Here is a 21,662-nt window from a genome sequence, read left to right on the forward strand (position 1 = left end):
CCGCACTCGTTAACGCGCTCGTTACAACCCATTCACGCCGCGGTGACATCCGGCGTGCTCCCAGCCGCTCCAATGGTCCGCAACGAGTTCCAGGCTGCGAACAGGAGACCCATGATGTCGACCGGCACCAGCACCACGCGCGGCGTGACCTACACGAGCGCCGATCCGAACTACTTCGAGAAGAGACAGCTCCGCCGCACGGCGGGCTTCTGGGGCATCTGGGGAATCGGGATCGCCGCCGTGATCTCGGGCGACTTCTCCGGCTGGAACGCCGGGATCACGAGCGCAGGATGGGGCGGACTCCTGATCGCCTCCGCCGTGGTGGTCGTGATGTTCTTCGGCATGATCTTCTCCATCGGCGAGATGAGCGCCGCGATGCCGCACACGGGCGGCGCCTACTCGTTCGCGAGGGCGTCGATGGGGCCGTGGGGAGGGTTCGTGACCGGCCTCGCCGAGACGCTCGAGTACGTCCTGACGACGGCCGCGGTCGTGTACTTCTCGGCCGGGTACGCCGACCCGATCCTGACCGATCTCACGGGAGCGAGCCTCCCGATCTGGGCGTGGTGGATCATCCTGTACGCCGTCTTCATCGGGCTGAACTCGCTCGGGTCCGCGGTGTCGTTCCGCTTCGCGCTCGTCGTCGCGCTGATCTCGATCGGGGTGCTCATCACCTTCGCCGTGATGGCGGCGTTCTCGGGGAGGCTCGACTTCGGCAGCCTGTTCGACGTGAAGCCCGACCCGGGCATGACAGCCTTTCTGCCGCACGGGATCCTGCCGATCTTCTTCGCCCTGCCCTTCGGGGTGTGGCTGTTCCTCGGGATCGAGGAGCTGCCGCTCAGCGCCGAGGAGGCTCACGACCCGACGAAGGACATCCCGAAGGCCAGCGTCTGGGGCCTCGTCACGCTCATCGGCTGCGGCGCGATCGTCCTGGTGCTGAACCCCGCCGTGCTGGGCGGCACGGCGGCCGGCGCCTCGGTCGAGCCGATCCTCGACGGGTTCCGCGCGATCATCCCGGACGACAGGATCGCGGCAGTGCTCTCAGCATTCGCGCTCGTCGGCCTGCTCGCCTCGCTCCAGGGGATCATGTTCGCCGCCGGACGCAACATGTACTCCCTCTCGCGTGCCGGCTACTACCCGCGCGGCCTCTCCGTCACGGGGAAGAGGCAGACACCGGTCATCGCGATCACGGTCGCGAGCGTCGTCGGGTTCGCCGCGCTCGTCGCTGCCGAGCTGTCGACGCCGGGCGGTGGCGGCGGGATCGTGCTGAACATCGCGGTGTGGGGCGCGGTCGTGTCGTACATGCTCCAGATGGTCTCGTTCGTGATCCTGCGCCGGAAGTACCCGGATGCGAAGCGGCCCTACCGCTCGCCATGGGGTCTCGCCGGGGCGTTCATCGCCGGGATCATCGGTCTCGCGATCTTCGTGGGCGAGATCCTGAACCCGGCGCTGTGGTCGGCGATCGTCATCATGCTGCTCGTGTACGTCGTCGGGCTGGTGCTGTTCGCCACCGTCGGCCGGAAGAACCTCGTGCTGGCGCCCGAGGAGGAGTACGCGCTGTCGGGCGGGCTGCACCGCGACCCGCAGGAGGAGGGGTACGACGCCATGGAGGCGGAGATCGTCCCCACGCCCGGCGACGCGCTGCCGAGCGAGAAGGAGCGCGACCTCGTGTGACGCTCGCCGCCAGACGTCTCGCGGACAAGCCACCCTGCCGCGGCTGGGTGGCTCGTCCGTGAGACGTCGGGCGGCAGGCCGCCGAAGGCTCCGCCGCTACGTCGCGCGCTTCCAGCGGGCCCCGTAGCGGCGGAGCGAGATCCGCGTGCGGTCGGCGCGGAAGAAGTCGTGCGAGAACTCGATCGGCGTCTCGCCCGCGTCGAAGGTGATGCGCCAGATCTCGAAGAGCGCCGCCCCCTCATCGACGTTCAGCAGAGCGGCCTGCTCGGCCGTGGCGGCTGAGACGTCGATCGTCTCGTCGGAGTGCGCCGTCTCGATCCTGTACTCGCGAGCGAGGAGCCGGTAGACGGAGTCGCTGTGGTCGTGCTCCTGGAACCCCGGGACGAGCCGCATCGGCAGGACCATCGTGTCGAGCGAGAGCGGCGTGCCGGAGGCGTCTCGGCGCCTACGGAGCCGGAAGACGTTCTCCCCCTCGGCCAGCGCCAGGCTCCGCTGCTCCGACGGCGTCGCGACTCCGATCCCCTCGGCGAGGACGGCGGTCGCCGCGATGAACCCCTGCTGCCGCAGCATGTCGGGCACGCCCTGGATCGTGTTCAACTGCCGCTCGATCTTGCCGTCGGCGACGAAGACCCCGCCGGTGCGGCCCATGGTGCGTCGGATCAGAGCTCGCGACTCGAGCTCCTCGAGGGCGTCGCGGAGAGCCGACCGGGGCACGTCGAACTGCTCCGCGATCGCGCGCTCCGAACCGATGCGGTCGCCCACCCGGAGCTCCGACCGCGCGATGAGGCGGCGGATGCGGTCGGCGAGTTCGGAGTTGTCGCGGGGCACGGGACTCCTCGGGGTGGTGGGCCGGCGGTGCGGCGTGCGGCAATGCTAGCGAGGCCGGACGAGGCGGTGCGCGCGTCGCCCGGCCGCCGGACGCGGGTCAGACGCCCAGCGCGGTCAGCGACCCGTCGAGGGCCTCGACCAGCCGCGGGATGTCGCCGGCCTCGAAGGCCAGCGGCGGCCGCAGCTTGAGCACGGAGTTGTTCGGCCCGCAGACGCTCGTGAGCACGCGGCGGTCTCGGAGCTCCTCGAGCAGGTCGAGCGCGATCCCGGTGCCGGGCTCCTTCGTCTCGCGGTCGGCCACGATCTCGAGGCCGGTGTACTGCCCCGATCCCCGGACGTCTCCGATCGCAGGATGCGCGTGCCCGAGATCGCGGAGCGCGTCGCGGAGCTGCGCCCCCACCGACAGCGCCCGGGCCTGGAGCCCCTCGTCGCGGAGGACGTCGAGCACCGCCTGCGCAGCCGAGACCGCGACCGGATTGCCGCCGAACGTATTGAAGTAGGGGCGCCTGGTCGCGAACGCGTCGAGCACCTCGCGCCTGGCCGCCATCGCCGCGATCGGGAACCCGTTCCCCATCGGCTTGCCGGTCGTCACGAGGTCGGGCACGAACCCGTGCCGGTCGAATCCCCAGAACGCCTCCCCGGTCCGGCCGAACCCGGGCTGGACCTCGTCGGCGATCACGACCCCGCCGTGCGCGTGGACGAGATCGAGGGCGGCCCGGATCATGCCGGGCTCGCCGAGGAAGATCCCGTCGGACGAGAACGACGAGTCGAGGATCAGCCCGGCGAACCCGTCGCCGGACGACTCGATCTCGGCGATCGCCTCGGCGACACGGGTGAGCCACCAGGATCCTGCGCCGTCCGCGGTCTCGGAGCCCAGGCGGTACGTGTCGGGCGGATCGACGATGCGGAGGGTCGGGTCCATCTCCTCGCCGTTGCGGAGGGACGGCGAGTGGGCCGAGACCAGGGCGGTGTTGCCGTGGTACGCCTCGCTCGTCGCGATCCAGGCGCTGCCGCCGGTGAACTCGCGGCCGACCCGGAGCGCGAGGTCGTTCGCCTCCGAACCCGTGCAGACGAACATCACCCGGTCGATCTCGTCGGGCATCGTCGACAGGAGGTCGTCGGCGTAGTCGAGCACCGCCGGGTGCAGGTAGCGGGTGTGGGTGTTGAGCTCCGACATCTGGCGCGCGACCGCCTCGACGACCCGCGGGTGCGCGTGACCGACGCTCGGGACGTTGTTGTAGAGGTCGAGGTACTCGTTGCCCTCGGCGTCCCACGCGTGGGCCCCGCGACCCCGCACGAGCTCGACGGGGTGCCGGTAGAAGAGGCGGTACGCCGATCCCAGCACGCGGCGGCGCTCGGTGAGCGCCCTCGTCCGCGGGTCGAGACCGTCGGCGTCCTCGGCCTTGAAGCTGTTGCCGTCCAGGATGGATGCGGTGCTGGCCATGGTGGTCCCGTCGTCGTCGGTGTGCCACTCCATTCTCCGAGGAGCCGGTGGCCCGCGGACGAGCCGCGTGTTGCCGGGACGTTACACGATCGGCCCGCTCGATGAATGGCGTGTTACCGGCGTGAACGGCCGGTAAAGGATCGGGGCCTGGCCCGTGCATCCTGCGCCCCGGCCCCTATGTTCGTGGCCATGACGAGCACCCCCGTGACGACCGGCTCCCTCAGCGCCTTCGACCTCGTCGGCCGCGGCGACCCGGCGCCGACGTGGGTGCTCGAGGGCGTGCGCCGCGCCTGGGGGCTGCCGGAGCTCGGCGTCGGGGTGACGCTCATCGCGGTGAGCGAGAACGTGACCTTCAAGGTGACCGAGGCGCAGGATGCCACGCTCGTCGTCCGGCTCGGGCGTCCCGGGTACGCCGAGAGCATCGAGCACGTCCGGAGCGAGCTGCTCTGGGTCGAGGCCCTGCAGCGCGACGCGGGCGTCCCGACGCCGTCGCCCCGGCACGGCGCCGACGGCGACCTGGTGCAGTTCTTGACCGACGACTCGGGCGCGACCTGGACGGCCGTCGGCTTCGACTTCGTCACCGGGACGATCCTGGAGGACCAGACGGACTTCGCCGACCACTTCGTCGAGATCGGCGAGCTCACCGGGCGCCTGCACGAGCACGCTCGCGGGTGGGAGCCGCCGACGGGGTTCCAGCGCTTCGCCTGGACCCTCGACGACATGACCGGCGGGCTGGCGCGGTGGGGGGACTGGCGGGGTGCGCCTCTGGCCGAGGCCGACCGCGCGACCGTCGAGCGCGCCGAGCTGTCGGCTCGGGCGACGCTGTCGGGAGTCCCGCGGGCGCCGTCGCACTGGGGCCTCATCCACTCCGACCTCCGGCCCTCGAACGTCATGACGCACGAGGGCGCCATGACGATCATCGACTTCGACGACTGCGGGCACGGCTACTTCCTCTACGACTTCGGCTCCGCGCTCACGTTCTACGAGCACCGGCCCGAGGCGCTCGAGATGGGCGCGCGGTGGCTCGACGGCTACCGCCGCGTCGCTCCGCTCACCCGCGACGACCTCGAGATCGCCGGCGCCCTGTCGCTGATGCGCCGGCTGACCATGCTCGGCTGGGCCACCACGCACCGGGCGGACGCCCTGCCGAGCGACCTGTGGGACGAGAACCTGCCCGGCACGGTCGAGGTCGCCGCGCGGTACGTCGACGACCCGCTCTGGCTGGTCGGCGGCTCCTAGGCGCGCGACGCCTCCAGGAGCGCCCACAGCTCGGCGCGGCCCGCGAACTCGTCGAGGTCGAGGCCGAGGAGCGAGCCGACCCGCGCGATCCTGGCCTTGAGGGTGTGGCGGTGGAGCCCCGCCTCTCGCGCTGCGGACTCCCAGTGGCCGTTGTGCGCTAGCCAGACCCGCGAGCAGGCGACCAGGTCGCCGGCCTCGTCGGCCAGCACCGCCAGGCGCTTCTGCGCGAGGTTCTCGGCCGCGGGCGACCACAGGTCGTCGAGCAGCCCTCCCGCCGACTCGCCGAAGACCGTCACTCCCGGCCCGGGGTTCTGCGAGAGGACGCGGGCCGCCTGGGCGAGCCCGGCCGGCGCCTCGACGGGGGCGAGGACTGCCGACAGGCCCACCGCGACGCCGTCGAACGCGGCGCTCCGGCCGGCGACCTCCACGAGCGACTCGACCTCGTCGGCCTCGATCACGAACACGATGCGGTCGCCCCGGTCGTCGACGAAGGCGACCCGGCCCCGGACGATGCCGTCGACGAGTCGGGCCCTCGCTGCCGAGGTGACGTCGGGCTCCGGGACCAGGATCCCGACGCGCAGCGCCTCCGGGAGGTCGTCGCGGAACTCGCCCGCCACTGCCGCGGCTCCGCCCACCTGCCCGTCGAGGAGCAGGCGCACGATTACGGAGCCGAGCCGCTGCTCGAGGTGCCGCTCGGAGTCGCCGTACCGCAGGAGCACCTCGGCGATCGCGACGGCGCTGGTGACGACGGCCTGCATCGCCACGTCGTTCCTGCCGGCGCCGGCGACGCCCATGGCTCCGCGGAGGGAGCCGCGGGGCCCGAGCGTCTGGGCGGTCGCGAACCCGTGCCAGCCGGGGAGCGCGACGTCGACGCTCGCGCGAGAGCCGCGGGCCAGGATCCTGCGCCCCTCCTCTCCGAGTGCCGCCACGTCGACCGCGACCGCGCGCTCCTCCAGCACGACCTCGCCCGTCGACGACAGGATCACGACGGCTCCGGCCACCTGCTCGGCGAGCGCTCGCGCGACGGCCGGCAGGGTCCCCGAGGTGAGCGCCGCGACGGAGACGGCCCGCTGCGCCCGCAGCGTCCAGGCGTCGCGCTCCCGCTCCCGGGCGGTGATGCGGTCGGCCACCCAGCGGATCAGGGCGATGAAGGGGATCTCGTAGGGGACCTCGACGAGCGTCACCTCGCGCGCGGCGCACGCCTCGACGAGCGGCAGCGGGGTGCCCTCGCGGATGACCTCGAGGCCGAAGCCGAGGGCGACGACGCCGGCGTCGACGAGGCGGTCGACATAGGCGCGGTAGTAGTCGTCGTCGTCCTCGGGCGGGAACTGCGTGCCCGTCGTCAGGAGCATCGTGTCGCCGGCGAGGAACGGCGTGGGATCGGTGAGGTCGGAGCTGTGGACCCAGTCGATCGCGGTGTCGAGCGCGCGGCCGGTCAGGCGCGGGATCAGGCGGAGCACCGGCTCGCCCAGGAGGCCGCGGACGGTCGGGGGCGTCGTGGTCTGCACCGTCGAAGGTTATCCCCACCTGCCGCTCGGGCCACCGACTGTCCACAGATTGCCGAAATGGCAATCCGTCTGTCGCCGGTACTCCCTAAGTTGGCGTCTGAACGAACCGCGCACCGACCAGACCGCCTGAGGAGGCCCCATGACGATCGTCGACCAGAGCGACGCCTCTCCCTACGTCCCGGGCCGGAGCGTGGGCGGGCCCTCGCTCCCCCAGCGCCGACGACTGGTGACCGAGGTGCCGGGGCCCCGCTCCCGCGAACTGCTGGAACGGAAGTCGGGGGCCGTCGCCCGCGGCGTCGGCATCACTCTGCCCGTCTTCACCGACGTGGCGGGCGGCGGCGTGCTCGTCGACGTCGACGGCAACAGCTTCATCGACTTCGGCACCGGCATCGCAGTCACGGGCGTCGGCAACGCCGCACCCCGCGTCGTCGAGGCCGTGCAAGACCAGGTCGCGCGCTTCACGCACACGTGCTTCATGATCACCGGCTACGACTCCTACGTCGAGGTGGCCGAGGCCCTCAACCGCCTCACGCCGGGCGACCACGACAAGCGCTCCGCGCTGTTCAACACAGGCGCCGAGGCGGTCGAGAACGCGGTGAAGATCGCGCGCTCGTACACGGGCCGTCAGGCCGTGATCGCCTTCGACCACGCGTACCACGGGCGCACGAACCTCACCATGGCGCTCACCGCCAAGGCGATGCCCTACAAGTCGGGCTTCGGGCCGTTCGCCCCCGAGATCTACCGCGCGCCGCTCTCCTACCCCTACCGCGACGGGCTCTCCGGCCCCGACGCCGCCCGCGAGGCGATCGCGATGATCGAGAAGCAGGTCGGCGCCTCCTCGGTCGCCGCGATCATGATCGAGCCGATCCAGGGCGAGGGCGGCTTCATCGTCCCGGCGCCCGGCTTCCTCACGGCGCTGTCCGCCTGGGCGGCCGAGAACGGCGTCGTCTTCATCGCCGACGAGGTTCAGACGGGCTTCGCCCGCACCGGGCGCTTCTTCGCGTCCGAGCACGAGGGCCTGGTGCCCGACCTGATCGTCACGGCCAAGGGCATCGCCGGGGGCCTGCCCCTCTCGGCCGTCACCGGCCGGGCCGAGATCATGGACGCCCCGCACGTGGGCGGCCTCGGCGGCACCTACGGCGGCAACCCGCTCGCCTGCGCCGCCGCGCTGGCCGCCATCGAGTCGTACGAGAACGACGGGCTGCTCGAGCGGGCCGCCGCCATCGAGACGGTCATGAAGTCGCGGCTCCTCGAGCTGCAGGCCGGCGATCCGCGCATCGGCGACGTCCGGGGCCGCGGCGCCATGATCGCCATGGAGCTCGTCGATCCGCTCACTGGCGAGCCCGACCCCGCGCTCACCGGCCGGATCGCGAAGCACTGCCACGAGAACGGCGTGATCCTGCTCACCTGCGGCACCTTCGGCAACGTGATCCGGTTCCTGCCGCCGCTCGCCATCGACGACGAGCTGCTCCACGAGGGACTCGACGTCCTCGCCCAGGCCCTGGAGGCAGCGTGACCACCACCGCATCGACCTCGGCGTCCGGCTCGGCTTCCGGCTCGACATCCGGCTCGACATCCGGCTCGGCTTCCGGCTCGACCCGCGAGAGCGCCCTCCTCGAGAGCGTCCCGACCGGGCTGCTCATCGACGGCGTCTGGCGCGACGCCTCGGCCGGCGACACGTTCGCCGTGATCGACCCGGCGACGGGCCGGGAGCTCGCCCGCGTCGCCGACGCGACCCCCGCCGACGCCGTCGCCGCGCTCGATGCGGCTGCTGCGGCCGCTGACGACTGGGCCGCCACCGCCCCGCGCGTCCGCGGCGAGATCCTGCGGCGGGCCTTCGACCTCGCGACCGAGCACCGCGAAGACCTGGCCCTCCTCATGACCGTCGAGATGGGCAAGTCGCTCGCCGAGGCGCGAGGCGAGGTGACCTACGGCGCCGAGTTCCTCCGCTGGTTCTCGGAGGAGGCGGTGCGCATCTCCGGGCGGTACGGCACGAACCCCGAGGGCACCGGCACGACCATCGTGTCGCACCGGCCCGTCGGGCCGTGCCTGCTCATCACGCCGTGGAACTTCCCCCTCGCCATGGCCACGCGCAAGATCGCGCCGGCTCTCGCGGCAGGATGCACGGTGGTGCTGAAGCCGGCCGAGCTCACGCCGCTCACGAGCCTCTACTTCGCCGCCCTCCTGATCGAGGCCGGCGTGCCCGCGGGCGTGGTCAACGTCGTGACGACGACCGACTCGTCGGGCGTCGCCTCCGCCGTGATGGCCGACGACCGGCTGCGCAAGGTGAGCTTCACGGGCTCGACTCCGGTCGGGAAGATCCTGCTCAAGCAGGCGGCCGACAACGTGCTGCGCACGTCGATGGAGCTCGGCGGGAACGCGCCGTTCCTCGTGTTCGACGACGCCGACGTCGATGCCGCCGTCGCGGGCGCCATGCTGGCGAAGTTCCGCAACATCGGCGAGGCCTGCACCGCCGCCAACCGGTTCTTCGTGCAGCGGGGCGTCGCCGACGAGTTCGCCGAGAAGCTGACGGCGAAGGTCCGCGAGCTCGCGGTCGGCCGCGGCACGGACGAGGGCGTCTCCATCGGCCCGCTCATCAACGACGCCGCCGTGGCGAAGAACGCCGAGCTCGTCGACGACGCGGTCTCCCGAGGGGCCGCCGTCGCCACCGGAGGTGCGGCCGTCGACGGCCCCGGCACGTTCTTCCAGCCCACCGTCCTCACCGGCATCACGCCCGGCACCCGGCTCCTCCGCGAGGAGATCTTCGGACCCGTGGCCGCGATCAGCACCTTCGAGACCGAGGAGGAGGGGGTGCGGCTGGCGAACGACACCGAGTTCGGTCTCGTCTCCTACGCCTTCACGCGCGACCTGGCCCGCGGGCACCGGCTCATCACGAGCCTCCGCTCCGGCATGCTCGGCCTCAACACCGGCGTCGTGTCGAACGCCTCGGCGCCCTTCGGCGGCGTCAAGTCGTCCGGCCTCGGCCGGGAGGGCGGGGCCGAGGGCATCCACGAGTACCTCGACACCACCTACACGCTCCTTCCGGCGAGCTGACCCGAGCGGCGACAGAGAGAAGACCATGCCCCACGAGACCCTGCAGAACTTCATCGGCGGCCAGTTCGTCGAGGCCCACGGCGAGGCCACGCTCGACGTGGTCGACCCGCGGACCGAGGAGGTCGTCGCCGTCTCGCCGGTCTCCGACCGGGCCGACGTCGACGCGGCGATGGCAGCCGCCGACGCCGCCTTCCCCGCCTGGAAGCGCACCACCCCGAGCGAGCGGCAGAAGGCGCTCCTCGCCCTGGCCGACGCGCTCGAGGCGGACTCCGACCGGCTCGTCGAGGCGCAGCACCGCAACACCGGCCAGCCGAAGCACCTCATCGCCTCCGAGGAGGTCGCGGTCGGCGCCGACCAGCTCCGCTACTTCGCCGGTGCCGCACGGCAGGCCACCGGTCTCGCCCAGGGCGAGTACCTCGAGGGCCTGACCTCGTCGGTCCGCCGCGAGCCCATCGGCGTGGTCGCCCAGGTCACCCCGTGGAACTACCCGCTCATGATGGCCCTGTGGAAGATCGGGCCCGCCCTGGCCGCCGGCAACACGATCGTGCTGAAGCCGAGCGACACGACGCCGGAGTCGACGCTGGTCCTGGCCGAGCTGACCCGCGGGATCCTGCCCGACGGCGTCTTCAACGTCGTCCTCGGCGACGCCTCCACGGGCTCCCTGCTGACCGAGCACCCCACCCCGGGCCTCGTCGCCATCACGGGCAGCGTCCGGGCCGGCCGCGCCGTGGCGACCTCCGGCGCCGCCGGCCTCAAGCGCGTCCACCTCGAGCTCGGCGGCAAGGCGCCGGTCGTGGTGTTCCCCGACGTCGACCTCACCGCCGTCGCCGAGGCCGTCACGCAGGCCGGGTTCTTCAACGCCGGTCAGGACTGCACCGCCGCGACCAGGATCATCGTGCACCGCGACGTCCACGACGCCTTCGTCGAAGCCCTGGTCGCCGCCGCCGAGAACACCATCACCGGCAACGTCGACGACGCCTTCTACGGCCCGCTGAACAACGCCAGGCACTTCGCCCAGGTCAGCGCGGCGATCGAGGGCCTGCCCGACCACGCGACCGTCCGGACGGGCGGCTTCCGGGTGGGCGACACCGGCTTCTACTACGCGCCGACCGTGATCGCCGACGTCCGCCAGGACGACGCGATCGTGCAGGACGAGACGTTCGGCCCGGTGCTGACCGTGCAGTCGTTCGAGACGGCCGACGAGGCCCTCGACCTCGCGAACGGCGTCCGGTACGCTCTCGCTTCCAGCGTCTGGACCGACAGCCACACGACGGCCGAGCGGTTCGCACGTGAACTCGACTTCGGCTGCGTCTGGATCAACACCCACATCCCGCTCGCGGCCGAGATGCCCCACGGCGGCTTCAAGCAGTCGGGCTACGGCAAAGACCTGTCGTCGTACTCCGTCGACGACTACACCCGCATCAAGCACGTCATGAGCGCGCACTAGTCCTGCCCGCCGCACCGCACCCCTCCCCCGCCACCCGAGCACCGAAGGCGATCCCATGAGCGACATCACCACCCCCACCGACGTCACCGCCGACGTCGTCGTCATCGGTGCCGGCGCGACCGGCCTGACCGCCGCCACCGACCTCGCCGCCCGCGGGCTGTCGGTCATCGTCCTCGAGGCGCGCGACCGCGTCGGCGGACGCCTCTGGACGAACTCCATCGACGGGCAGATGTACGAGATCGGCGGCCAGTGGGTCTCGCCCGACCAGACGGCCCTGCTCGCGTCGCTCGACGAGCTCGGCCTGCCGACCTACGAGCGCTACCGCGACGGCGAGAGCGTCTACGTCGGCCGCGACGGCGCAGCCAAGCGCTTCACCGGCGACATCTTCCCGGCGAACCCCACGACGGAGGCCGAGATCGAGCGCCTCATCGCCGTGATGGACGAGTTGACGGCCCAGACCGACCCCGACGCGCCCTGGACACACCCGCAGGCCCGCGAGCTCGACACCGTCTCGTTCCGCGACTGGCTCGCCACTCAGTCGGACGACGAGGAGGCGCGCGACAACATCGCGCTCTTCATCGCCGACGCCATGCTCACGAAGCCGGCCCACGCGTTCTCGGCCTTGCAGGCTCTCCTCATGGCGGCGAGCGCCGGCAGCTTCTCGAACCTCGTCGACGCCGACTTCATCCTCGACCGCCGCGTGGTCGGCGGCCTGCAGGGCGTCCCGCTCGCGCTGGCCGCGCGCCTCGGCGACCGGGTCGTCCTCGACCAGCCCGTGCGACGGCTGGAGTGGTCCGACGAGGGCGTCACCGCCGTCACCGACGACCTCCGGGTCGCAGCGCGGCAGGCGGTCGTCGCCGTGCCGCCGAACCTGTACGACCGCATCACCTACGACCCGCAGCTCCCCCGTCGCCGCTACCAGCTGCAGCAGCACCTCTCGCTGGGCCTCGTGATCAAGGTCCACGCCACCTACGAGACACCGTTCTGGCGAGAGGCCGGGCTCTCCGGCACGGCGTTCAGCCCCTACCAGCTCGTCCACGAGGCGTACGACAACAGCAACCACGGCGAGACCCGCGGCACCCTCGTGGGGTTCGTCTCCGACGAGAAGGCGGATGCCCTCCTGGCCCTCGATCCCGAAGAGCGCCGGGCCCGGATCCTGGCGTCCCTCGCCTCGTACTACGGGCCTGAGGCCGCCGAGCCGGTCGTGTACTACGAGAGCGACTGGGCCGCCGAGGAGTGGACCCAGGGCGCCTACGCCGCCAGCTACGATCTCGGCGGTCTCACCCGCTACGGCGCCGACCAGCACACGCCGGTCGGGCCCATCCGGTTCGGGTCGAGCGACATCGCCGGACTCGGCTTCCAGCACGTCGACGGCGCGATCCGCATGGGACACCGCCTGGCCGACGAGATCGCCGCCGACCTCGAGAGCGCCGGAGCCGACGGCTCCGCAGTCCCGGCCCCCGTCTCGGTCTCCTGACTCCACCACTCCCCGCACCACCTGCCACCACCCGCAGCACCCCCGCTCGCACCACCGGCACCACCACAACTGAACAGCTCCGTCGAAGTACCGCACGCTCTGCCCCGCTCCACACCCGTCCTGTCCCCAGGCGCATCCGCGTCACGACACAGAAGAGGCTCGGCACACCATGGCACTCGATCTCCAGGCACCGGCTCTCGCCCCCGCGGCGCGAGAGAGCAGCAAGCTGAAGCGGCACTTCGGCCGGTTCGACATCCTGTTCTTCCTCATCTGCACCATCGTCGGCGTCGACACGATCGCCACAGTCGCCGCCTCGGGCGGTGAGGCCTTCACGTGGATGGTCGTCCTGGCGGTGGTCTTCTTCATCCCGCAGGCGCTGCTGTTCTCCGAGCTGGGCACCGCGTTCCCGCAGGAGGGCGGCCCCTACCTCTGGACCAGGATGGCGTTCGGCCACCTCGCCGGCGCCATCAACAACTTCCTGTACTGGGTCACCAACCCGGTGTGGCTCGGCGGGACGCTCGCCTTCTCGGGCGCGTACGCCCTGCAGGTGTTCTTCAACGACGGCAAGAGCTTCTCGACGCCGGTCTTCTACCTGATCACGATCCCCTTCATCTGGGTCGCGGTGCTCGCGGCCGTCCTGTCGTTCCGCGTCGGCAAGTGGATCACGACGATCGGCGCGTTCGCGCGGTTCCTGCTGCTCGGCCTCTTCGTGGTGACCGTCGCGATCTACGCGGCTCAGAACGGCGTGCACGGACTCTCCGCCGGGGCGTACGTCCCGACGGCCGGCGGCTTCGTCGCCCTCGTCGGCGTCCTCCTGTTCAACTACGTCGGCTTCGAGCTCCCGAGCAGCGCCGGCGAGGAGATGAAGGACAGCACCAGAGACGTGCCGTTCGCGATCGCCCGCTCGGCCGTGTTCTCGTTCCTGCTCTACGCGGTCCCGATCCTCGGCATCCTGCTGGTCCTGCCGCTCGGTCAGGTCACGAACTTCGGCGGCTTCGTCGACGCGATCAAGACCGTGTTCACCGTCTACGGCGGCCAGGTCACGAAGGCCGGGCCGGAGCTCACCGGTGCCGGGGCGGCGATCGGCGGCGTGATGGGCATCGTCTTCGTGATCTGCGTGCTCACCTCGGGCGTCACCTGGATCATGGGCTCCGACCGCGCTCTCGCCGTCTCGGGCTACGACGGGGCCGCACCGCGGTTCCTCGGGGTCATCAGCGAGCGACTCGGCACCCCCGTCCGCGTCAACATCTTCAGCGGCATCGTGTCGACCCTCGTCCTCGTGCTGGCGAACACCATCACCGGCGGCGACGCGGCGAAGTTCTTCGGCGCGGTGCTCGGTGTGACGATCTCGACGACCCTGATCAGCTACCTGCTGATCTTCCCCTCGCTCTGGAAGCTCCGCCGCAGCCACCCCGACGTGCCGCGGCCGTACCGGATGCCGGCCTACCGCATCCTGACTGTCGTGCTCATGGCCCTGCTCGCCTTCACTGTCGTCCAGCTGATGGCGCCGGGTGCGTTCTTCGACTGGTTCGGCAAGGGCTTCCACCCCGACGGGTGGTCGGCCGACGAAGGGGGCGTCTACCTCCTCACCGAGCTCGTGCCGGTCGTCGTCTTCATCGTCGTCGGCGTGCTGTTCTGGGTCGCCGGCAGGCGCACCCGCCGCGACAACGAGGCCATGGCGCACGATCTCGAGAAGTCGACGGGGCCGGTCTTCCGCTGAGACGCCTCCGTGAACTCGTCCCCGGGGTGCTCGTCGCCACCGGCCGCCGCGACACGACCACCAGCACGGTGGTCGTGTCTCCCGGCGGCGGCTGCCTCCTCGTCGACCCGGCGTGGGAGGTCGACGAGCTCGAGGCGCTGGCCGACGACCTCGACGACCTCGGCCTGAGGCCGGCCGCCGGGCTGTCGACGCACGCCCACTTCGACCACCTGCTCTGGCACCACCGCTTCGGCGACGTCCCGCGGTGGGCGTCCGCGGAGACGGCCAGGCGGGCTGCCGCCGGGCAGGACGCGATCCTCGACGAGCTCGGACCCTGGCGGGTCGACCTGCAGGCGCTCGTCGGGCGGGTGCGCGCCGTCGAGCCCGGTGCGGACGGCTCTGCGGCGATCCTGCCCTGGCCAGGACCCCGCGTGGAGCTCCTGGTGCACGACGGGCACATCCCGGGGCACACGGCCGCGTGGCTGCCCGAGCAGCGCATCCTGCTCGCCGGAGACATGCTGAGCGACGTCGAGCCTCCTCTCCCGGAGGACGGACCCGACCCGGTCGCGGCCTACGCCCGGGGCCTCGACGCGCTCGAGCCCCTCGTCCGACGCGCAGCCTGGGTGGTCCCGGGCCACGGGCACCCGGGACAGGACGCCGCAGCCCGCCTCGCGCACGACCGCCGGTTCGTCGAGGCGCTGGCCGCCGGCCGCACGCCCGACGACCCCTGCGTCACCGTCGGCTGAGGCCGCGCCGCGCCGCACCCCCGTCCAGCGCCGCACCCCCGACCGGCGCCCGAGCCCCCGCGGAGCGAGGTTCCGCCGACGGACCGGGGTGCGAGCGCGCCCGGCTACACCAGGGCCGGCTGCTGCTGCGTGATGCAGTGGATCCCGCCGCCCCGCGCGAAGGCCGGGCGGGCGTCGACCGTCACGACCCGGCGACCGGGATAGACCTCGCGCAGGATCGCGGCGGCCCGCTCGTCGGAGGCCGGCTGGCCGAAACCGCACGCGATGACGCCGCCGTTCACCACCAGGTGGTTCACATAGCTGTGGTCGACGAACCCGTGCTCGTCGCGGAGCTCCGCCGGAGCCGGGAGGTCGACGATCTCGAAGGACCGGCCGGCGGCATCCTGCTGCCCCGACAGCAGGTCGCGGAGCGACCGCGTGACCTCGTGGTCGGGGTGGGCGGCTGCGGTCTGCGCGTGCAGCAGCAGCACCCCGGGCGACGGGATGGTCGCCACCATGTCGACGTGGCCGCGGGTGCCGAGCTCGTCGTAGTCGCGGGTGAGCCCGCGCGGCAGCCAGATCACGTGCGTGGCTCCGATGGTGCGCGCGAGCTCGGCCTCGACGCGGGCGCGGTCGGCGTGGGGGTTCCGGCCGGGGTCGAGCTGCACGGTCTCCGTGACCAGCACGGTCCCCTCGCCGTCGACATGGACGGCGCCGCCCTCGTTGACGAGCAGCGACGGCAGGATGCCCGCCCCGGCCCGCGCCGCGACGAACGCTCCGATCTCGCGGTCGGCCTCCCAGGAGGCCCAGGGCTGTGCGCCCCAGCCGTTGAAGATCCAGTCCACCGCTCCCAGCCGGGGCGATCCGTCGGTCGGCAGCACGAAGGTGGGGCCGGAGTCGCGGATCCAGAAGTCGTCGAGGGGCGTCTCGACGAGCTCGATCGACGAGGAGAGGTGCCGCCGGGCGTCGCCCGAGGCGGACGGGTCGACGAGCATCGTCACCTCTTCGAACTCGGCGACCGCGTGGGCGACGGCGGCCCAGGCGGCGCGGGCCTCCTCGGCGGAGTCGGGGTCGTCGCCGAGCGTGCGGCCCGCGCGCGGGAACGCCATCCAGGTGCGCTCGTGCGGTGCCGTCTCGGCGGGCATGCGCCAGTCACTCACCGGGTGCCCCGGGCGAGGTCCGGGCGGACGCAGCGTCCGCAGCAGCAGCCACGGCCCCGTAGCCGTCGCGCCCCTCGTCGATCGGCGCCGTGAGCGCCGCGTACTGGTCGGGCCGCCTCGTCACGAAGAACGGGAACAGCCGCAGCCACTCCTCCCGCTGCTCCATGTCGAGGGCGGCGACGAGCACGGCCGAGGCGTCGCGGGGCGCTTCGACGAGGACGCGGCCGAACGGGTCGGAGATGAACGACGAGCCGTAGAAGGCGATGTCGCCCTCGTCGCCCCAGCGGTTCGGCACGACCATGAACAGGCCGCTCGTGATGCCGTTCGCGGTGATGACGTGTCGCCAGATGTCGCGGGTGTCGAAGTCGGGGAAGGTCGGCTCCGAGCCGATCGCGGTCGGGTAGGCGAGGATCTCGGCGCCGTTGAGGCCGTAGGCCCGCGACAGCTCGGGGAACCACTCGTCCCAGCAGGTCGGGAGCCCGACCCGGGCACCGAGGCCGTCCGGCGCGTAGACGGGGTGCGGCTCGTCGTCGGTGCCGGGTCGGAAGAAGGTGTCCTCGTAGTAGCCCGCGCTCATCGGGATGTGGGTCTTGCGCGTCCGGCCGATCAGGGTGCCCGACGGGTCGACGAGGATCGCCGTGTTGTAGCCGCGCGGGTCGTCCGGGAGGTCGTCGTCGGAGGGGCGCTCGTAGAGCGAGGCGTGGACGAAGACGCCCGACTCCAGGGCGGCAGCGGCGGCGAACGCGAAGGTGGGGCCGGCCAGGAGGTCTTCGGCGTCGTCCTTCGGCGTGCCTGTCGCCGGGCTGTCTCCCGGGTAGCGGCGGAGGGTCAGCTCGGGCAGGAAGACGATCCGGGCTCCCGCGCCGGCGGCCAGCCGGACACCCTCGCGGAGCTCGGCGAGGTGCGCGGCGGCGTCGGGCTGCCAGCGGAACTGCACGAGGCCGACGGTGACGGGCGGGCGCCGGGCAGGATCCGCCCCTCGCAGCGGCGCTGACGGGACGGCGGCGGTGATGAGCTGCACGGGCGGGCCTCCTCGGTTCGTCGTCGCCCGGTGGCGCGACTTCTGTTGATCATACGATCAACGAACTGCCCGCACCAGAGCCGCGGGCTACCATTCGAGGCATGACCACCAGCCCCGCCGAGGGTCGGCGACGCCTCCCCCCGGCCGCCCGGCGCGAGCAGATCACCACCGCCGCGCGCGACCTCGCCCTCGAGGGCGGCCTCACCGCCCTGACGCTCCGCGCGATCGCGAAGCGCGTCGGCGTCGCCTCGGGGCTGGTCGCCCACTACGAGCCCTCCATGGAGCAGCTCACCGCGGCCACGTTCCGCACCATCGTCTCGGGCGAGCTCGACGAGGTCCGCACCCTCGTCGATCCTGCGCCGACCGGCCTCGACCGCCTGGCCCGGCTCGTGACGACCCTCCTCGACCCCGGCCGCGACGCCGTCGGCGCCGTCTGGGCCGACGCCTGGAGCGTGGGGCGCAGGATGCCGGAGCTCGGCCAGGCAGCCCGCGACGAGATGGACGCGTGGCACGCCTTCGCCGGCGAGATCCTGGGGCAGCTCCGCGACGAGGGGTCCGCGGGCGCCTTCGACACGGACTCCACCGCGCTCGAGCTGTTCGCCCTGATCGACAGCACGACCGCCTACGCACTGGTCGGCTACCGCACCCCGACCGAGCGGGACACGCTCGTCCGCCGGGCTCTCGAGCAGGCCCTCGGCCTCGAGATCGGGACTCTCGCGCTCCGAGCGCAGAACGGCTGAATCCCTGATCAGCGGCGCTTTCGCCCTGATACGCGTGGGGCTGTTGTTACTCGTGGGACTCGTTCGGGGGGTGTACATCGTGTCCCCCGCTGGTTAGCCTCGACGAGTCCGGCCCGGTGTACTAGGGGTGCGCCTGAGCCGACTTCAGGGAGACCCATGACTTCGTTCATCCGTTCCGCCGCGACCGCAGGCGCCGCCATCGTGATCGCCGCCGGCGCCGTCACCGGCGTCGCCGGGCCGCTGACTCCAGCCCGGGCCGCGGCGGCCACGCCGGCAGCGACGCCGGCAGCCACGGCCACGGCGACACCGGCGGCAGCAGCGACGCCCGTCGCCTCGCCGACCGCCGCACCGGCGCAGACCGCGGCCCCGACGGCCGCGCCCGCCACCGGCAGCGCGACCGACACCGGAGCAGGCAGCTCGACCGGCAGCACGACCGGCACCGGCCTCGACGTCGGCGCCGACGACCCGTCGCTCGCGGCCCAGAACAAGGCCGGCGACCACTCCATGGGATCGACGATCCCCGCGTCCGATCCTGCGGCGCTCAAGGCACCGACCACGGCGACCCCGAAGCTCCGTATGCAGGCGCAGGCCAAGGCGGTCGCGACGAAGACGTGGCCCGCCGGCGTCAAGGGCCTCGACGTCAGCGCCTACCAGCCGACTGTCGACTGGAAGTCGCTGTACTCCCAGGGCGCCCGCTTCGCCTACATCAAGGCGACCGAGGGCACGACCTACTCCAGCAGCAGGTTCGCCGGCCAGTACAACGGCGCCTACGCGGCCGGCCTGGTCCGTGGCGCGTACCACTTCGCGACGCCGAACACGTCGTCGGGCGCAGCGCAGGCGGCCTACTTCGTCAAGAACGGCGGCGGCTGGTCGGCCGACGGCAAGACGCTCCCCCCGCTCCTCGACGTCGAGTACGGCTACAACGGCACCTGCTGGGGCCTCAGCCCCGCCGCGATGGTGAAGTGGATCGCCGACTTCTCGAACACCGTCCTCGCCAAGACGGGCACCCGCCCCGCGATCTACACCACGGCCAACTGGTGGAACACCTGCACCGGCAGCAGCCGCGCGTTCTCCGCCAACCCGTTCTTCGTCGCCCAGTACCCGAGCAGCACGACCGCCTCCTCGAAGCCCGCCTCGCTCGGAGCGAGCTGGTCGAAGTGGACGCTCTGGCAGTGGTCGTCGACGGGACCGTTCCCCGGCGACTCCGACGTCTTCAACGGCACCATGGCCGCTCTCACGCTGATGGCCAAGGGCGGAGGGACCGCCGTCGCGACCCCGGTGGCCGACTCCGGCGCCACCCTGGCGTCCGGCGCCCGACTCACCTCGGGCAAGTCGATCCAGTCGTCGAACGGCCAGTACACGCTCGGGATGCAGAGCGACGGCAACGCCGTCCTCCGCGGCAACGGCCGGGCGCTCTGGCAGTCGGGCACTCCGAACAACGCGGGCGGGTTCATGAAGATGCAGTCCGACGGCAACCTCGTCGTCTACTCGAAGGCGAACAAGGCGCTCTGGTACACGCGGACGGACGGCGCAGGATCATCCCCCCGCACGGTCATCCAGTCGAACGGCGACCTCCAGGTCGTCACGGCCGGCGGAATCGCCTGGCGGAACGGCGCACCCGGCTCCTCGAGCATCGTGGCGAACACGAAGATGACCGGGGGCCACTTCCTCCACGACTCGACCGGCCTGATCCAGACGATCATGCAGCCCGACGGGAACTTCGTCGTCTACGTCAGCGGCAAGGCCAAGTTCAACACCCGCACCAACGGCCTCAAGGGCTCGGCGATCACGCTGCAGAGCGACGGCAACCTCGTCCTCCGCGACACGGCGGGCAAGGTCCGGTGGCTCACGAAGACGTCGAAGGCGGGCGCAGGATGCACGCTCTCGCTGCAGTCGGACGGCAACCTCGTGCTGCGGAACAAGGCCGGCAAGGCGGTCTGGTCGGCCGGCTCGCACGTCTGATCCGGCCTGCGCCTGATCCCGACGCGCGCCTGATCCCGGCCTGCGCCTGATCCCGACGCGCGCCGGTCAGCCGTCGAGCTCGGACACCCTCGGGAGGCTCGCCTCGTCGGCGCCCAGCGCGATCAGCCGCTGACGGAGCGTCGTGACGGCGAGCTCCCAGAAGCGGTCTCGCTCGTCCATGGCGTCGGTCACGTAGCGGAGGCCGACGAACTGGCCGACGAGCACGAGCGCCTCGCGGTGCGTGTCGACCCCGATCGACAGGAGCCCCTGCGCGCACGCGCGCCGGAGGTCGTCCGAGAACCGGCTGACCCAGCCCACGTAGGCGCGGGGCGCCGCGGGATCGTCGAGCTTGTGCTCGTTGACCAGCCGGAGCGCGGCTCTCGCGAGCGGGTTCGTGCTGAACGCCCGGGCCACGACCGCGGTCGACTCCATGATGTCCGCGAGAGGGCCCCGCGGGGACGGCTCGGTCGCGAGGAACGTCCCGTCGGGGAACGCCTCGGCTACGACCCGGTTGGCGATGTCGGCCTTCGTCGGGAAGTGGTAGCTGACCAGGCTCTTCGCGACTCCGGCGCGGGCGGCGATCGAGCCGAACGAGGCAGCCTCGTAGCCCCTCACCTCGAACTCGAGGCCGGCGGCCTCCAGGATGGCGCGCACGGTGCGGCGTCGCTGATCTTCCCGGATGCCCATGGCGGCATGCTAGCGGTCGTGGCCGGGCGGGACGCGACGACGGGACGGCGGGCCCGACGCTAGGGCGCCCGCGTCTTTCCGGACTCCTTCACGGAGACCTCGATCCGATTCGCCCACGGGTCGTCGAACGACACGATCCTGCCGTCGTCCTGCACGGCGACCCCGTGGTGCGCGAGCCGCTCCCCCAGGGCGCCGAGGTCGTCGGCCCCCGGCACCTCGATGCGCACGAGCCCGAGACCGAGCGCCTGGGCACGGCGACCCGCCCCGGCGCTGTTCCAGGTGTTCATGGCCATGTGGTGGTGGTAGCCGCCCGCGCTGACGAACAGGGCCTGCGAGCCGAACCGCGTGGTCGTCTCGAAGCCGAGCCGGTCGACGTAGAAGCGGTGCGCGCTCTCGACGTCTCCGACGCTGAGGTGGACGTGGCCGACCGTCGCCGGGCGCGATCCTGCGGCGTCGACGGCGCCCTCGGACAGGCTCGAGCGCAGGAACTCGTTCGGGTCGAGGGCGAGGGTGGCCATGTCGATGCTGCCGTGGGTCCAGCTCCACTCGGTGCGCGCTCGGTCCCAGTAGAGCTCGACGCCGTTGCCCTCCGGGTCCTCGAAGTAGAAGGCCTTGCTGACCAGGTGGTCGGCACTGCCCGTGAAGGAGTGCGGGTGGCGGCTCGCCACGCCGTAGACGGCCGTCGCGAGGTCGGCCTCGGTCTCGAACAGGATCGCCGTGTGGAAGAGGCCGGCGTCGCGCGGCCCCGCGTGCCGGAGCTCGGAAGCGTGCTCGAGGATGACGACCGGCACCGCCCCGCGGCCGAGGACGACGACGCCGGCGTCCTGAGCGAGCACGCTGAGGGTGACGGCGTCGCGGTAGTAGGCGGTCATCCCGTCGAGGTCGGCGACCCGGAGCGTGACCGCGCCCATGGAGGTGGCCGGGGCGAGGAGATCCTGGGTCGTGGACATGTCACCGATCGTACGCCGACCGGCAGCCGGTGACAATCGACAGCCGCTCG

The 21,662-nt window shown here is 72.0% G+C and carries 17 protein-coding genes; 10 read left to right on the forward strand and 7 right to left on the reverse strand.

Features of this window, described 5'->3' with window-relative positions; all coding sequences use genetic code 11:
- Positions 1–114: 114 nt before the first annotated feature.
- The gene (locus tag ABD733_RS07110) at positions 115–1,671 is read left to right on the forward strand and encodes an amino acid permease (RefSeq protein WP_344794486.1); all 1,557 of its coding nucleotides are present in this window, start codon (positions 115–117) and stop codon (positions 1,669–1,671) included.
- A 96-nt stretch (positions 1,672–1,767) separates the two neighbouring features.
- On the opposite strand, the gene ABD733_RS07115 is transcribed toward ABD733_RS07110, so the two are convergent.
- Entirely contained in the window at positions 1,768–2,499 is a 732-nt protein-coding gene (locus tag ABD733_RS07115; RefSeq protein ID WP_344794488.1) for a GntR family transcriptional regulator, read from the reverse strand.
- Between the two features lie 97 nt (positions 2,500–2,596).
- Positions 2,597–3,976 carry an aspartate aminotransferase family protein gene (locus ABD733_RS07120; RefSeq protein WP_344794490.1) on the reverse strand — a complete coding sequence of 460 codons (1,380 nt, stop codon included), beginning with the start codon at positions 3,974–3,976 and terminating at the stop codon, positions 2,597–2,599.
- Between the two features lie 156 nt (positions 3,977–4,132).
- On the opposite strand from ABD733_RS07120, the gene ABD733_RS07125 reads away from it, so the two are divergent.
- Positions 4,133–5,182, forward strand: a complete 1,050-nt coding sequence (locus tag ABD733_RS07125) for a phosphotransferase enzyme family protein (RefSeq protein ID WP_344794492.1) — start codon at positions 4,133–4,135, stop codon at positions 5,180–5,182.
- Here ABD733_RS07125 and ABD733_RS07130 read toward each other — a convergent pair.
- Positions 5,179–6,690 (reverse strand): PucR family transcriptional regulator, encoded by a 1,512-nt coding sequence (locus tag ABD733_RS07130; RefSeq protein ID WP_344794494.1) that lies wholly within the window; start codon positions 6,688–6,690, stop codon positions 5,179–5,181. The two genes, ABD733_RS07125 and ABD733_RS07130, sit on opposite strands and share 4 nt — an antisense overlap.
- A 139-nt stretch (positions 6,691–6,829) precedes the next feature.
- Between ABD733_RS07130 and gabT the strand changes: the two genes are divergently transcribed.
- The 6 genes from gabT (at position 6,830) to ABD733_RS07160 (ending at position 15,113) form a co-directional block, all read left to right on the forward strand.
- On the forward strand, positions 6,830–8,206 hold the full coding sequence (gene gabT, locus ABD733_RS07135; RefSeq protein ID WP_344794496.1) for a 4-aminobutyrate--2-oxoglutarate transaminase: 1,377 nt from the start codon (positions 6,830–6,832) through the stop codon (positions 8,204–8,206).
- 119 nt (positions 8,207–8,325) lie between these two features.
- On the forward strand, positions 8,326–9,744 hold the full coding sequence (locus tag ABD733_RS07140) for an NAD-dependent succinate-semialdehyde dehydrogenase (protein WP_344796043.1): 1,419 nt from the start codon (positions 8,326–8,328) through the stop codon (positions 9,742–9,744).
- A gap of 25 nt (positions 9,745–9,769) precedes the next feature.
- On the forward strand, positions 9,770–11,191 hold the full coding sequence (locus tag ABD733_RS07145; RefSeq protein WP_344794498.1) for an aminobutyraldehyde dehydrogenase: 1,422 nt from the start codon (positions 9,770–9,772) through the stop codon (positions 11,189–11,191).
- A gap of 55 nt (positions 11,192–11,246) precedes the next feature.
- Positions 11,247–12,668: a flavin monoamine oxidase family protein gene (locus ABD733_RS07150; protein ID WP_344794500.1), complete on the forward strand. Its 1,422-nt coding sequence runs from the start codon at positions 11,247–11,249 to the stop codon at positions 12,666–12,668.
- Between the two features lie 169 nt (positions 12,669–12,837).
- Positions 12,838–14,388, forward strand: coding sequence for an APC family permease (locus ABD733_RS07155; protein ID WP_344794502.1), 1,551 nt, complete (start codon positions 12,838–12,840; stop codon positions 14,386–14,388).
- A gap of 26 nt (positions 14,389–14,414) precedes the next feature.
- Positions 14,415–15,113, forward strand: a complete 699-nt coding sequence (locus ABD733_RS07160) for an MBL fold metallo-hydrolase (protein WP_344794504.1) — start codon at positions 14,415–14,417, stop codon at positions 15,111–15,113.
- A gap of 104 nt (positions 15,114–15,217) precedes the next feature.
- Here ABD733_RS07160 and ABD733_RS07165 read toward each other — a convergent pair whose 3' ends face one another.
- Together ABD733_RS07165 and ABD733_RS07170 are read right to left on the reverse strand one after the other, a co-directional pair.
- Positions 15,218–16,237, reverse strand: a complete 1,020-nt coding sequence (locus ABD733_RS07165) for an agmatine deiminase family protein (protein ID WP_344794506.1) — start codon at positions 16,235–16,237, stop codon at positions 15,218–15,220.
- 7 nt (positions 16,238–16,244) lie between these two features.
- Complete coding sequence (locus tag ABD733_RS07170) at positions 16,245–17,273, reverse strand: nitrilase-related carbon-nitrogen hydrolase (RefSeq protein ID WP_344794507.1); 1,029 nt, start codon at positions 17,271–17,273, stop codon at positions 16,245–16,247.
- A gap of 101 nt (positions 17,274–17,374) precedes the next feature.
- Between ABD733_RS07170 and ABD733_RS07175 the strand changes: the two genes are divergently transcribed.
- Both ABD733_RS07175 and ABD733_RS07180 read left to right on the forward strand, forming a co-directional pair.
- Positions 17,375–18,013, forward strand: coding sequence for a TetR/AcrR family transcriptional regulator (locus ABD733_RS07175; RefSeq protein WP_344794509.1), 639 nt, complete (start codon positions 17,375–17,377; stop codon positions 18,011–18,013).
- Between the two features lie 156 nt (positions 18,014–18,169).
- Entirely contained in the window at positions 18,170–19,975 is a 1,806-nt protein-coding gene (locus ABD733_RS07180; RefSeq protein ID WP_344794511.1) for a GH25 family lysozyme, read from the forward strand.
- A 66-nt stretch (positions 19,976–20,041) separates the two neighbouring features.
- Here ABD733_RS07180 and ABD733_RS07185 read toward each other — a convergent pair whose 3' ends face one another.
- Both ABD733_RS07185 and ABD733_RS07190 read right to left on the reverse strand, forming a co-directional pair.
- Positions 20,042–20,662, reverse strand: a complete 621-nt coding sequence (locus tag ABD733_RS07185) for a TetR family transcriptional regulator (protein ID WP_344794513.1) — start codon at positions 20,660–20,662, stop codon at positions 20,042–20,044.
- A gap of 59 nt (positions 20,663–20,721) precedes the next feature.
- Positions 20,722–21,612, reverse strand: coding sequence for a VOC family protein (locus ABD733_RS07190; RefSeq protein WP_344794515.1), 891 nt, complete (start codon positions 21,610–21,612; stop codon positions 20,722–20,724).
- Positions 21,613–21,662: the final 50 nt, after the last annotated feature.

The sequence above is a fragment of the Frondihabitans peucedani genome, from assembly GCF_039537585.1.
Taxonomy (GTDB): Bacteria; Actinomycetota; Actinomycetes; order Actinomycetales; family Microbacteriaceae; genus Frondihabitans; species Frondihabitans peucedani.